The sequence below is a fragment of the Achromobacter xylosoxidans genome, from assembly GCF_014490035.1.
GTDB lineage: Bacteria > Pseudomonadota > Gammaproteobacteria > Burkholderiales > Burkholderiaceae_B > Achromobacter > Achromobacter bronchisepticus_A.
On record NZ_CP061008.1, the window covers coordinates 3,367,485 to 3,379,516 of the forward strand.

Below are 12,032 nucleotides of genomic sequence, written 5' to 3' on the forward strand. Positions count from 1 at the left end.
GAGCAAGAGAAATAATGTCTGACCTCATACCCCAACTTACCCAGCAATTCTTCAACGGATTGTCTCTGGGCGCGATCTATGCGTTGATTGCCATCGGCTACACAATGGTCTACGGCATCATCGGTATGATCAACTTCGCTCACGGCGAAATCTATATGATCGGCGCCTATGTCGGCCTGGTCACCTTGACGGCCATCGGCACCAATAGCGGCTTGCCGATACCGTTCATCATCGCGGCCATGCTGGTCGTGGCCATCGTGGTCACGGGCATCTACGGCTTTAGCGTCGAGCGCGTCGCTTACCGGCCGGTGCGCGGCAGTCCCCGCCTGGTGGCGCTGATCTCGGCCATCGGCATGTCGATCTTCCTGCAGAACTGGGTGGCCCTGGGCCAGGGCGCGCGCGACATGGCCGTGCCATCGCTGGTGTCGGGCGCCGTGCAGTTCCACATGGGCTCCGATTTCGACGTGACGGTGCCGTATTCGCGCATCATGATCATCGTGGTCACGGTGGTGCTGATGATCGGGCTGACGCTGTTCATCAAGTACTCCCGCATGGGCCGCGCCTCGCGCGCCTGCTCGCAGGACATGCACATGGCGAACCTGCTGGGCATCGACACCAATCGCGTGATCTCGTTCACCTTCGTGATGGGCGCGATCCTGGCGGCGGTGGGCGGTGTGCTGATCGCCATCACCATCGGCAAGCTCAATCCCTTCATCGGCTTCCTGGCCGGCATCAAGGCCTTTACCGCGGCAGTGCTGGGCGGCATCGGCAGCATCCCCGGCGCCATGCTTGGCGGCGTGCTGCTCGGGCTGGCCGAGACCTTCGCGGCTGCCTACATCTCCTCACAGTACAAGGACATCGTGGCGTTCTCGCTACTGATCCTGATCCTGCTGTTCCGTCCCACCGGGCTGTTGGGCAAACCTGAGGTGGAAAAAGTCTGATGTCGAACAACAATCTGAAAAACGCCACGATGGCGGCCGTGCTGACGGCTGTCATCGTCACCCCCGTCTTCGGCCTGCAGTTGATCCGCCAGGGCGCCCGCACCACGATGGAATCGAACTGGTCGCTGGTGGCGATTGCCGCCGCGATCGTGTTCGTGTTCCAGCTGCTGCGCCCCTGGATCGCCAAGCCGTTCCAGAAGCTCAAGACGAGCCTGCCGACCTTGCCGGCGGCGCCTGTCAAGACCCACAAGCCGCTCGCGTTGTTGCTGTTGGCGATAGCGGTGGTGTGGCCGTTCTTCGCCGGACGCAGTTCGGTGGACATCGCCACGCTGGTGCTGATCTACGTGATGCTGGGCCTGGGCCTGAACATCGTCGTGGGTTTCGCCGGCCTGCTGGATCTGGGCTTCGTGGGCTTCTATGCCGTCGGCGCCTATACCTACGCCTTGCTGTACCACTGGGGCGGCTGGAGCTTCTGGGAAGCGCTGCCGTTCTCGGGCGCCATGGCCGCGCTGTTCGGCTTCATCCTGGGCTTTCCGGTATTGCGATTGCGCGGCGACTACCTCGCCATCGTGACGCTGGGCTTCGGTGAAATGATCCGCCTCTTGCTGATCAACCTGAACACGCTGACCGGCGGTCCGGACGGCATCTCGGGCATCCCCAAGCCGACGGTGTTCGGCCTGGAAATGACGCGCCGCGCCAGCACGGAAGGCGGCACCACGTTCCATGAATTCATGGGCTGGAACTTCCAGAACCAGGACATGGTGGTGTACCTGTACCTGATGGCGCTGCTGCTGGCGCTGGTCACGCTGTTCGTGTCGACGCGGCTGATCCGCATGCCGGTCGGCCGGGCCTGGGAAGCGCTGCGCGAGGACGAGATCGCCTGCCGTTCGCTGGGGCTGAATCCCACGCGGATCAAGCTGTCCGCGTTCACGCTGGGCGCCATGTTCGCCGGTTTCGGCGGCGCGTTCTTCGCGGCGCGCCAGGGCATGGTGAATCCGGAGTCCTTCACCTTCATCGAATCCGCGCTGATCCTGGCCATCGTGGTGCTGGGCGGCATGGGCTCGCAGGTGGGCGTGATCCTGGCCGCGGTGCTGCTGACGGTGTTGCCGGAAGTGGCGCGCGAGTTCGCCGAGTACCGGATGCTGATGTTCGGCCTGGTGATGGTATTGATGATGATGTGGCGTCCGCAGGGGTTGTTGCCCATGAAGCGTCCCCATGTGGAGTTGGCTAAATGAGCGAGGCATTGCTGAAAGTATCCGGACTCACCATGCGGTTCGGCGGCCTGCTGGCCGTGGACAGCGTGGCGTTCGAAGTCAAATCCGACGAGGTGTTCGCCATCATCGGCCCCAATGGGGCAGGCAAGACCACCGTGTTCAACTGCGTGGGCGGCTTCTATGCGCCGACGGCGGGCGACATCACCATGGACGGCAAGGCCATCACCGGTTTGCCCAGCCACAAGGTGGCGCGCCACGGGCTGGTGCGCACCTTCCAGAACGTGCGCCTGTTCAAGCAGCTGACCGTGCTGGAGAACCTGCTGGTCGCGCAGCACACGCAGGTGGAGTCGCGGCTCTTGCCGGGCCTGCTCAAGCTCAAGTCCTATCGCCAATCCGAGACCGACGCGCTGGCGCGCGCCGCGCAATGGCTGGATTTCATGGGTTTGCGCGAGTTCGCCAACCGCGAGGCGGGCAACCTGGCCTACGGCCACCAGCGCCGCCTGGAGATCGCGCGCTGCATGATCACCAAGCCGCGTCTGCTGATGCTGGACGAACCGGCGGCGGGCCTGAATCCTCAGGAAAAGCGCGATCTGCAGTCGCTGATCGACCAGTTGCGGCGCGAGTTCGGCGTCGCGGTGCTGCTGATCGAGCACGACATGAGCCTGATCATGGGCATCTCCGACCGCATCCTGGTCATGGAGCACGGCAAGCCCATCACTACCGGCACCCCCGAGCAGGTGCGCAACGACGAGCGCGTCATCAAGGCGTACCTGGGGGAAGAGTAATGCTTAAGCTGGATAACATTCATACCTACTACGGCGCCATCCAGGCGTTGAACGGGGTGTCGGTGGAGGTCAACAAGGGCGAGATCGTCACGCTGATCGGCGCCAACGGCGCGGGCAAGACGACGCTGCTGATGACCGTCTGCGGCAACCCCCGCGCCAAGGAAGGCACGATCACGTTCGAGGGCGAGGACATCACCCACAAGGACACGCACCACATCATGCGCAATGGCATCGCCATTTCGCCGGAGGGGCGGCGGGTCTTCAAGGACCTGACCGTGGCCGAGAACCTGATGATGGGCGGCTTCTTCGCCAAGCGCGAGGAGATCCAGGCGGGCATCGACCACGTGTACGGGCTGTTTCCGCGCTTGAAAGAGCGCGCCAGCCAGCGCGCCGGCCTGATGTCGGGCGGCGAGCAGCAGATGCTGGCCATCGGCCGCGCCTTGATGACGCGTCCGCGCCTGTTGCTGCTGGACGAGCCGACGCTGGGCCTGGCCCCGCTGGTGATCGCCCAGATCTTCGACATCATCCGCGAGATCCGCGAGCAGGGCGTGACGGTGTTTCTGGTCGAACAGAACGCCAACAAGGCGCTGGGCGTGGCCGACCGCGGCTATGTGCTGGAAAACGGGCGCGTGGTGTTGCAGGACACCGGCGCCAATCTGCTGGTCAACGATCAGGTGCGCAAGGCGTATCTGGGCGGCTGATTGCGATTCCCCGCGAAGGGAAATTGGGGCGCATCGGAAGATGCGCTTTTTTTTTCGCCTGCTTGGCGCGGGGAAGGAGTAGCGGGCTCAGGCCGCCAGCAGTTGTTCGGCCTGGTAGTGCGCGATTGCGGCTCGCGCCAGCGCGTCGATGGAGTCGGTCAGCGTCACGCCCAGGCTGGGGCGCAGCGCATGCGGCACGGCCAGCGGCAGTTCGGTGCAGCCGAGCACCACGGCGTCCGCGCCGCGCGCCTTGAGGCGGGCGATGCATTCGGCGGCCGGCGCGTACGCGTCCTCCAGGCGGTTGGCCTTGACCGCGCGGATCGAGCCCATGCAGTAACGCTCGACTTCGTCGTCGTCCGGCACAATGCACTCGTAGCCTTGCGCTTCCAGATGCCGCTGGTAGAGGCCCAGCTTGAGCGTGGCCGCGGTGCCCATCAGACCGATGCGGCCGGCGGGCAGGCCCAGGCGGCGCAGGTCGTCGATGACGGCCTGGATGATGTGCAGCACGGGCAGGTCGGTGGACGCGGCGATCTGGTCGTACCAGAGGTGGGCCGTGTTGCACGGAATGGCGATGAGCTGCGCGCCGGCGTTCTGCAAAAAGCGCACGCCTTCCTGCATGTAGGGCAGGGGATTCTCGCCGCCGGCCATGTAGGCGCTGGAACGGTCGGGAATGCGGGGGTCGTTGCGCAGCAGCGTGGGGATGTGCTGCTGGTCGATCGCGGCGGGCGTCAATGCCGCCAGGCGCAGGGCAAAGGCGGCGCCCGCCATGGGGCCCATGCCGCCCAATACACCCAGGTAACAACCCTGGGAATAGCTGTTCACGTTATTTACTCCGAGGTAATGCCGTCCCGGGCGTCAAGACCTGGCCCGGGCGTTCGGCGCTGGTTCGTTCCCCGTCCCAGACCTGCCTGCCATTGACCCAAACTGCTTGGATGCCCTGGCTTGCCTGAATGGGAGCTGAAAAAGTGGCCACATCTGTCACCGTGGCGGGATCGAACAGCACCAGATCAGCATGATACCCCTCCCGCAACAGGCCGCGCTCGGCGATGCCGTATTGGTCCGCGGCGAGGCCGGTCATTTTGTGGATGGCCGTTTCCAGCGTCAGCAGGCGCTGTTCGCGCACCATGGCGCGCAGCACGTTGGTGAAGGTGCCCCATTGGCGGGGGTGCGGATGCGGATCGAAGGGCAGGCCGTCCGAGCCCACCATGGTCAGCGGATGCGAGAAAATGCGGCCGACGTCGGCCGGGTCCATCAGGAAGTAGATGGCGCCGGCAGGCGCGAGCCGTGCGACAGCGGCTTCGTCGTCCAGGCCCAGTTCCGCCATGACTTCGCTGAAGTCGCGGCCGGTGGCTTCGGGGTAGCCCTTGGACCAGGTGATCATGGTGCGGCTGGCCAGCCGCGCGCGGTCCAGCCGCAGCATGGTGGAGGTGGCGGGGTAGGGATGGCAATCCAGGCATACCGCCTGGGTGGCGGCGGCGCGGCTGATCAGGTCCAGGGTTTCGCGGCTGCGGCCGTGGTTGCGCTCGCCGGCCAGCTTGTGGTGCGAGAACACCACGCGGCAGTCGAGTTCGCGGCCGATCAGCAGCGCTTCTTCCATGGCTGGCACGATGTGGTCTGCCTCGTCGCGCAGATGGGTGGCGTAGACGCCGGGACGGCCGCGCAGCGGCGCGCAGACGTCGATGATCTCGTCGGTGGGCGCGGCGCTGGCCGGCGGATAGAAGGTGCCGGTGGATACGCCGAAGGCGCCCGCGTCCAGCGCCTCTTGCAGCAGCGCGCGCATCGCGGCGCGTTCGTCCGCATCGGCGGCGCGCGAGGTGTCGTCCATCACCGCCACGCGCAACGTGGTGTGGCCGACCAGCGGGGCCACGTTGACAGCGGCGGGCGTGGCGCGCAGCGCGTCCATCCAGGCGCGGAAGCTGCTGAAACGGAACAGTTCGGCCGGACCCAGCAGGTCCAGCGGCTGCGGGATGGCGGTCCCGGCCAAGGGGGCCAGGCTGATGCCGCAATTGCCGGTGACCACGGTGGTGATGCCCTGCGAGACCTTGGGCAGCATGTCCGGATGCGCCAGCAGGTAGCCGTCGTCGTGGGTGTGGGAGTCGATGAATCCGGGCGCCAGCGCCAGGCCGCCGGCGTCGATGACCGGCACGCCCGCGGGGTGGGCGAAGTTGCCCACCGCCGCGATGCGGCCGTCATGCACCGCCAGGTCGCCCTGTCGGGCGGGTCCGCCGGTGCCGTCGACGAGCGTGGCGCCCGCCACGATGAAGTCTGCTTGCAGCATGCGTGCGCTCATGTTCAGTCGAGTTTCTCGATGCCGGCGCCGTCGATGATCCGTTGCCATTTGGCGGTTTCGCGGTCGATCAGCTGCTTGAAGTCGGCGGGCGAGCCGCTGGCCGGTTCGGCGCCCAGCGTGGCCAGGCCCGTGCGGACTTCAGGCGCCTGCAGCGCCTTCTGGATGGCGGCGTTCAGGGTTGCCACCACTTCCGGCGGCGTGCCCTTGGGCGCCACCACGCCGCCCCAGGCCACGGTTTCGTAGCCCTTCAGGCCAGCTTCGTCCAGCGTGGGCACGTCGGGCATCAGGGCCAGGCGCTTCAGGCTGCTTACGCCGATGGCGCGGACCTTGCCGCTCTTGACCAGCGGGGTCGCTTCCGAGGTGTTGACGAACAGGTAGTCCAGGCGGCCGCCCAGCAGGTCCTGGATGGCGGCGGGGCCGCCGTTGTACGGGATGAACATGACGTTGACCTTTGCCATGCTCTTGAAGAGTTCGCCGCCCATGTGGCCGGTGGTGCCCACGCCCGAAGCGCCGTAGGACAGGCGGCCGGGTTCCTTGCGGGCGCGGTCGATCAGGTCCTGCACGCTCTTGATCGGCGAGTCGGCCGGCACGATCAGCGCGTTGTACAGGTCGAACAGATGGGCCACGGGCGTCAGGTCCGCGTCCACGTCGTAGGGCAGGCGCTTGAACAGGGAACGGTTCACGGCCAGCGTGTTGATGTTGCCGTAGCCGACGGTGTAGCCGTCGGGCGCGGCGCGCTTGACCAGGGCGATGCCGATGTTGCCGGCGGCGCCGGGGCGGTTCTCGACCACCACGGTGGCGCCGGTGTCGCGCGCCAGCTGGGTCGTGATCAGGCGCGACAGCACGTCGGGCGAGCCGCCGGCGGCCGACGGCACCACGAAGGTGATGGGCTTGTCCGGATAGGCGCCGGCGGTAGCGCCGGCCGACATGGCGGCGCCGAGCGCCAGCGCGGAAAGGCCGCGGAAGAGTTTGCTGCGCATGGTGGATTCCCCTTGATTTTGTGGTGTTGAGGCCGGCAGGTTACACCCCGCATCCGCGCGCGCCCTCATCGAAAAATGTCGAAAACCTATAATCGGGCGTTATCGGTTTGGTGCTGATTTGCCAGGGGAAGAAATGGATGAGCATGCCTACGCGGACGAGGTCGGACCCACCGCCGGACGGCCTTTGAACCTGCGCCAGATCGAGGTGTTCCGCGCCATCATGATGGCTGGATCGATCAGCGGCGCGGGCCGCATGCTGCATGTCTCGCAACCGGCCGTCAGCCGCGTGCTGGCGCTGACCGAGAGCCGCTTGGGCTACAAGCTGTTCGAACGCGTGAAGAGCCGGCTGTCGCCGACGGCCGAGGCGCGGCGGCTATACGCGGAAGTGGAGCAGGTCTACGGCGGCATCCAGCGCGTGAACGACCTGGCTGCCAGCCTGGGCCAGTCGGGCGCGGGCATGCTGAAGATCGTCGCCAGCGCCAGTTTCGGGCAGCGCCTCATTCCGATGGCGCTGGATCGCTTCCGCGGCCGCAATGCGGACGCGCGCGTCGACTATCGCAGCGTGACCTTTGACGAGCTGGCTGCGTATTTTCTATCGGGCCAGGCGGACATAGGCATCTCCATGCAGCCCCCCGATCATCCCAATCTGCGGTCCGTGCGCCTGGCGCGGGTGCCTATCGTCTGCGCGCTGCCTGCCGGCCACCCGTTGGCGGCGCGCGAGGTGGTGCGGCCAGAGGATTTCTCCACCGCGGCCTGGATCGGCTATCCCCGCGGCACGCCGCTCGCGCGTGCGCTCAAGCCCTTCTTCGGCGAGGGGCCGGCCTGCGCGGCGGCGGTGGAGGTGCATTCGCCCGTGACCGCCTGTTCTTTCGTGCAACAGGGCTTGGGGCCGGCGCTGGTGGACGCCTGGTGCGTGACGCCGGACCAGGCCGCGCACATGGTCTTGCGCCCGATATTGCCGCAGGCCAGCGTGGATATCTGGGCCACGCATTCGAATCTGAGCGCGCCGCCCTTGCTGGCGCGGCGCTTTCTGGCGGCAGTGAAGAAGACGCTGGAAGAGGGCGCGCCGCGCGAACTGGCGCCCGGCGCTTCCAGCTGAGGGCTTGCGGCTGGCGGCGCAAGCCCCGCCGAGGCCTTACAGGCCTTCGGCCTTGAGCGCGGCCTGGACGCCCTTGTCGGCTTCCATGCGCTTGAAGAACGCGGCCAGGTTGTCCAGGCCCGACAGGTTCACTTCCTTGGCGTGCGCCCAGCGCAGCACCACGTACAGGTAGGCGTCGGCGATGGAAGGCTTGTCGCCCGTCAGGTAGGACTTGCCGGCGAGCTGCCCGTCCAGCTGCGCGAACAGCTTGGTCAGCAGCGCGGAAGCCGAGGCGGCCAGCTCCTTCTGCGCGCCTTCGTCGCCGACGAAACGCGACGCGCCGAAGATCATCGAGAAGGTCTTGTGGATGTCCGAGTTGATAAAGCCGAGCCAGCGGCGCACTTCGGCGCGCGAGCGCGGCGAGCCGTCGCCCAGCAGCTGCAGTTCCGGCGCGTGTTCAGCCAGGTATTCGAGGATCGCCGCGTTCTGCGTGACTGTCCAGCCGTCGTGCGCCAGGGCGGGCACGGCGCCCAGCGGGTTGACCTTCAGGAACTCCGGACCCTTGAGCTCGTCGCGGCTCAGCTTGTGCGTTTCATAGGGTTTGCCGATCCATTCCAGAACGATGTGGGAAGCGAGCGAGCACGCGCCGGGCATGTAGTACAGTTTCATCAGATGGGGTCTCCTGAGAGCAAGGACGGGGATCTCCGTTCCTGGCCGATATGGTACGCCACCCGTTGCCGGAGATGCCCATGCCGTCACGTCCCGCCGCAATCGCGCGCGCGCTGTTCCTGTCGTTCTCCTCGTGCTTGGCGCTGCCCGCGTCCGCGCAGCCGGGGCCCGAACCCGCATCGGTCCCGGCCCGCGTCACGGCCGTGGTGGGCGGGCTCAATCATCCCTGGGCCATGGCTTTTCTGCCCGAAGGCGGCGTGCTCATTACCGAGCGTCCCGGCAACCTCAGGCTGCTGCGCATCCCGGGCGGCTTGTCCAAGCCGCTGGCCGGCGTGCCCAAGGTCGCGGCGCAGGGCCAGGGCGGCCTGCTGGACGTGGCGCTGTCGCCGGACTTCGCGCGGGACCGCTATGTCTACCTGTCCTATGCCGAGGCCGACGGTTCGAAGAGCGGCACCGCCGTGGGCCGCGGCAAGCTGTCCGCCGACGGTACTGCGCTGGAGGATTTCCGCGTGCTGTTCCGCCAGCAACCGAAGCTGTCGTCGGGCCTGCATTACGGATCGCGGCTGGTGTTCGACGGCAAGGGCTATCTGTACATCTCGCTGGGCGAGAACAACCAGCGGCCCACGGCGCAGGACCTGGACAAGCTGCAAGGCAAGGTGGTGCGGTTGAAGGCCGACGGCTCGGTGCCGCCCGACAATCCCTTCGTCGGCCAGGCCGGCGCGCGGCCCGAGATCTGGTCCTACGGGCATCGCAATCCGCAGGGCATGGCGCTCAATCCCTGGAGCGGCCAGCTCTGGGAGAACGAACACGGGCCGCGCGGCGGAGACGAGATCAATCTGGTCCAGCGCGGCAAGAACTACGGCTGGCCGCTGGCTACCCACGGCATCAACTATTCGGGCCAGCCCATCCCCGAAGCCAAGGGCGCCGACCTGCCCGGCATGGAGCCGCCGCTCTACTGGTGGCCGAAGTCGCCGGCCATCAGCGGCATGGCTTTCTATAGCGCCGACCGGTTTCCCGCCTGGCGCAATTCCGTGTTCATCGGCGCGCTGGCCAACCAGAATCTCATCCGCCTGACCTTGGACGGCGACCGCGTGGTGGCGCAGGAGTGGCTGCTGACGGATCGCAAGCAGCGGATACGCGACGTGCGGCAAGGACCGGACGGTTATGTGTACGTGTTGACGGACGCCTCGCCGGGAGAGTTGCTGCGCCTGGCGCCGGCCGAACAGGGGGAGTGAACGCCATGAAACCGTATGAGCTGATCGGATCCGCGGGCTGCGGATCCGCCATCGTCGAGATGGCGCTGGTGCTGGCCAACGTGCCGCACACCTTGACGGACCTGCCGTACCTCAAGCCCGGCGCCGAACGCGACAGGCTGCTGCAATTGAATCCGTTGGGGCAGGTGCCCACGCTGGTCCTGCCGGACGGCGAAGTCATGACCGAGAGCGCGGCCATGATCCTGCATCTGAACGACGTGGCGCCCCACGCCGGCCTGGCGCCCGCGCCCGATAAGCCTGAGCGCGCCCGATTCCTGAATTTGCTGATCCGGCTGGTGGCGGCGATCTATCCCACGTTCACCTATGGCGATGATCCGCCGCAATGGACCACGGCAGGCCCCGCCGCCGAGCTGCTGAGGCAGCGCGTGCACACGCGGCGGGCGGAGATCTGGCTGGAACTGGAACGTCAGGCTGGCGCCCCGCACATGCTGGGCCGGCGCTTTTCGGCGCTGGACCTGTACGTGACGGTGATGACGCATTGGCGTCCCGGGCCGGCGTGGTTCGCATCCGAGTGTCCGGCGCTGACCGCCGTGGCGTGCGAGGCGGCGCTGGAACCGAACGTGGCCCGCGTGCTGCAGCGGCATTTTCCGCCGCCCACGGAGTAGCCCGGCGTCAGGCCTTGGCCGGCTTGCGGGTCCTGGACTTGGCCCGCGCTTCGCGCAAGGCAATGTAGACGCCGCTGCCGGCGATGAAGAGCGCGCCCAGATAGGCATAGGCGTCCGGGGTCTCTTGCCAGAAGATCCAGCCCAGGATGGTGGCCCAGATCAGCCCGGTATAGTCGAAGGGCGCAACCACCGAGGCGGGACCGATGCGGAATCCCTGGGTGATCAGCGCCAGCCCCAGGGTGCTGAACAGCGCGACGGCGCCGAAGTACGGCAGATCCTCCATCGCGGGCTGCTCCCATACCAGGGGCAGGGCGACCGCGCTACAGACCAGTTGGCCCAGCACGATGTAGAGCGTGGTCGTCAGCATGCCTTCGTTGCGGTTGATGCCGCGCGCCGTGATCATCATCACCCCATAAAGCAAGGCGGTAACCAGCGGCAGCAAGGTGGCCGCCTGGAAGGTTGCGGCCCCCGGCCGCACCACGATCAGCACGCCGGCAAAACCGGCCAGCACGGCCAGCCAGCGCTTGCCGTCCACCCGTTCTTTCAGGACCAGCACCGACAGCGCCGTCACGAACAGCGGCGCGGCGAACGCGATGGCGGTGGCCTCGGCCAGCGGCAGCGTGCGCAGGCCCAGATAGAAGCAATAGGCCGAGACGACGTTGATGGCGCCGCGCGTCAGGTGCAGGCCGGGGTGTGCGGTACGCAAGACCCGGCGTCCGCCCAGCCACAGCGCCAGCGAGGCGACGAAAGGCAGGGCGATGAGCGCCCGCAGGAACAGGATCTGCAGCGGGTTGTAGTTGGCGCCGAGCCATTTGGCGTTGGCGTCGCTCAAGGTCAGGAAGAAAATGCCGCCCACCACGCAGGCGATGCCTGCTGCGGCGGATTGGGCCTGGGCGGCGGGAAGTACGGAAGAGGTGGACATCTACAGCCTGGGAGGGCGGCGGTTCCGGCCGCCCGAAAGGGAAAGAAGGGGGGAGGGTTCAGCCTTGGGCGCGATAGGCCGCCAGCGCGACCATGGCCCATGACGCCAGGAAGGCGACGCCGCCGAAAGGCGTGACGGCGCCCAGCCAATGCGTGCCGGTCAGGGACAGCACATACAGGCTGCCGCAGAACAGCACGATGCCGACGAACATCACCACGCCAGCCGCGGACAGCAGGGACGAACCGTAGCGGGCGCCCAGCAGCGCGACGACGAACAGGCCCAGCGCATGGACCAGGTGGTACAGCACGCCGGTCTGCCAGACGGACAGCAATTCCGGCGTCAGCATGCGCTTGAGGCCATGGGCGCCAAAGGCTCCCGCGCCCACCGCCACCATGAGATTCAACGCCGCGAGTATCGTCAGCTGCCGGTCCGTCATCGCCAGTCCTTATAAGTGTCTGAGCTATTGTGTTACAGCCGCCTATGATATGCCCAAATCCAGCCTCCACCCCGGGGGTGTCGCTGTCGGGGACGGATCTTGTGGCGGGAATTCCAAATGGAATATCATGAATTCAA

13 protein-coding genes are annotated in these 12,032 nt (G+C 66.7%); 7 read left to right on the top strand and 6 right to left on the bottom strand.

The annotated features are described in order from the left end of the window. Positions 1-14 precede the first annotated feature (14 nt). From livH to IAG39_RS15790, 4 genes are read left to right on the top strand one after another with little or no spacing between them, the layout of a single operon-like run. Complete coding sequence (gene livH / locus IAG39_RS15775; RefSeq protein WP_054454161.1) at positions 15-941, top strand: high-affinity branched-chain amino acid ABC transporter permease LivH; 927 nt, start codon at positions 15-17, stop codon at positions 939-941. Next, entirely contained in the window at positions 941-2,176 is a 1,236-nt protein-coding gene (locus IAG39_RS15780; RefSeq protein WP_059375894.1) for a high-affinity branched-chain amino acid ABC transporter permease LivM, read from the top strand. The genes livH and IAG39_RS15780 overlap by 1 nt, the downstream gene beginning before the upstream one ends. Continuing rightward, a complete protein-coding gene (livG, locus tag IAG39_RS15785) occupies positions 2,173-2,940 on the top strand; it encodes a high-affinity branched-chain amino acid ABC transporter ATP-binding protein LivG (RefSeq protein WP_013393946.1) in 768 nt (255 codons plus the stop codon). The genes IAG39_RS15780 and livG overlap by 4 nt, the downstream gene beginning before the upstream one ends. Continuing rightward, complete coding sequence (locus IAG39_RS15790; protein WP_013393945.1) at positions 2,940-3,641, top strand: ABC transporter ATP-binding protein; 702 nt, start codon at positions 2,940-2,942, stop codon at positions 3,639-3,641. Before livG ends, IAG39_RS15790 begins: the two co-directional genes overlap by 1 nt. 87 nt (positions 3,642-3,728) lie before the next feature. On the opposite strand, the gene IAG39_RS15795 is transcribed toward IAG39_RS15790, so the two are convergent. The 3 genes from IAG39_RS15795 to IAG39_RS15805 are packed head-to-tail and all read right to left on the bottom strand — an operon-like array spanning position 3,729 to position 6,911. Beyond that, on the bottom strand, positions 3,729-4,409 hold the full coding sequence (locus IAG39_RS15795; RefSeq protein WP_373429149.1) for an aspartate/glutamate racemase family protein: 681 nt from the start codon (positions 4,407-4,409) through the stop codon (positions 3,729-3,731). 55 nt (positions 4,410-4,464) lie between these two features. After that, positions 4,465-5,931, bottom strand: a complete 1,467-nt coding sequence (locus IAG39_RS15800; protein ID WP_118932466.1) for an N-acyl-D-amino-acid deacylase family protein — start codon at positions 5,929-5,931, stop codon at positions 4,465-4,467. Between the two features lie 2 nt (positions 5,932-5,933). Beyond that, a complete protein-coding gene (locus IAG39_RS15805) occupies positions 5,934-6,911 on the bottom strand; it encodes a Bug family tripartite tricarboxylate transporter substrate binding protein (RefSeq protein WP_059375902.1) in 978 nt (325 codons plus the stop codon). 133 nt (positions 6,912-7,044) lie between these two features. Between IAG39_RS15805 and IAG39_RS15810 the strand changes: the two genes are divergently transcribed. Beyond that, positions 7,045-8,010: a LysR family transcriptional regulator gene (locus IAG39_RS15810; RefSeq protein WP_118932465.1), complete on the top strand. Its 966-nt coding sequence runs from the start codon at positions 7,045-7,047 to the stop codon at positions 8,008-8,010. Between the two features lie 36 nt (positions 8,011-8,046). Here IAG39_RS15810 and IAG39_RS15815 read toward each other — a convergent pair whose 3' ends face one another. Continuing rightward, positions 8,047-8,658 carry a glutathione S-transferase family protein gene (locus tag IAG39_RS15815; RefSeq protein WP_118932464.1) on the bottom strand — a complete coding sequence of 204 codons (612 nt, stop codon included), beginning with the start codon at positions 8,656-8,658 and terminating at the stop codon, positions 8,047-8,049. Positions 8,659-8,738: 80 nt separating this feature from the next. Here IAG39_RS15815 and IAG39_RS15820 point away from each other — a divergent pair, with 80 nt between their 5' ends. Continuing rightward, positions 8,739-9,893 carry a PQQ-dependent sugar dehydrogenase gene (locus IAG39_RS15820; RefSeq protein ID WP_118932463.1) on the top strand — a complete coding sequence of 385 codons (1,155 nt, stop codon included), beginning with the start codon at positions 8,739-8,741 and terminating at the stop codon, positions 9,891-9,893. Positions 9,894-9,898: 5 nt separating this feature from the next. After that, entirely contained in the window at positions 9,899-10,537 is a 639-nt protein-coding gene (locus IAG39_RS15825) for a glutathione S-transferase family protein (RefSeq protein WP_059376186.1), read from the top strand. A 7-nt stretch (positions 10,538-10,544) separates the two neighbouring features. Here the strand turns inward: IAG39_RS15825 and IAG39_RS15830 are convergent, their stop codons facing one another. Continuing rightward, positions 10,545-11,459 (bottom strand): DMT family transporter, encoded by a 915-nt coding sequence (locus IAG39_RS15830; protein WP_118932462.1) that lies wholly within the window; start codon positions 11,457-11,459, stop codon positions 10,545-10,547. Between the two features lie 58 nt (positions 11,460-11,517). Continuing rightward, positions 11,518-11,895 (bottom strand): DUF423 domain-containing protein, encoded by a 378-nt coding sequence (locus IAG39_RS15835; protein ID WP_059375913.1) that lies wholly within the window; start codon positions 11,893-11,895, stop codon positions 11,518-11,520. Positions 11,896-12,032: the final 137 nt, after the last annotated feature.

Coding starts and splice junctions, on each gene's coding strand:
- livH (WP_054454161.1), top strand. CDS start 15: ATGTCTGACCTCATACCCCAACTTACCCAGCAATTCTTCAACGGATTG.
- IAG39_RS15780 (WP_059375894.1), top strand. CDS start 941: ATGTCGAACAACAATCTGAAAAACGCCACGATGGCGGCCGTGCTGACG.
- livG (WP_013393946.1), top strand. CDS start 2,173: ATGAGCGAGGCATTGCTGAAAGTATCCGGACTCACCATGCGGTTCGGC.
- IAG39_RS15790 (WP_013393945.1), top strand. CDS start 2,940: ATGCTTAAGCTGGATAACATTCATACCTACTACGGCGCCATCCAGGCG.
- IAG39_RS15795 (WP_373429149.1), bottom strand. CDS start 4,409: ATGGCGGGCGCCGCCTTTGCCCTGCGCCTGGCGGCATTGACGCCCGCC.
- IAG39_RS15800 (WP_118932466.1), bottom strand. CDS start 5,931: ATGAGCGCACGCATGCTGCAAGCAGACTTCATCGTGGCGGGCGCCACG.
- IAG39_RS15805 (WP_059375902.1), bottom strand. CDS start 6,911: ATGCGCAGCAAACTCTTCCGCGGCCTTTCCGCGCTGGCGCTCGGCGCC.
- IAG39_RS15810 (WP_118932465.1), top strand. CDS start 7,045: ATGGATGAGCATGCCTACGCGGACGAGGTCGGACCCACCGCCGGACGG.
- IAG39_RS15815 (WP_118932464.1), bottom strand. CDS start 8,658: ATGAAACTGTACTACATGCCCGGCGCGTGCTCGCTCGCTTCCCACATC.
- IAG39_RS15820 (WP_118932463.1), top strand. CDS start 8,739: ATGCCGTCACGTCCCGCCGCAATCGCGCGCGCGCTGTTCCTGTCGTTC.
- IAG39_RS15825 (WP_059376186.1), top strand. CDS start 9,899: ATGAAACCGTATGAGCTGATCGGATCCGCGGGCTGCGGATCCGCCATC.
- IAG39_RS15830 (WP_118932462.1), bottom strand. CDS start 11,459: ATGTCCACCTCTTCCGTACTTCCCGCCGCCCAGGCCCAATCCGCCGCA.
- IAG39_RS15835 (WP_059375913.1), bottom strand. CDS start 11,895: ATGACGGACCGGCAGCTGACGATACTCGCGGCGTTGAATCTCATGGTG.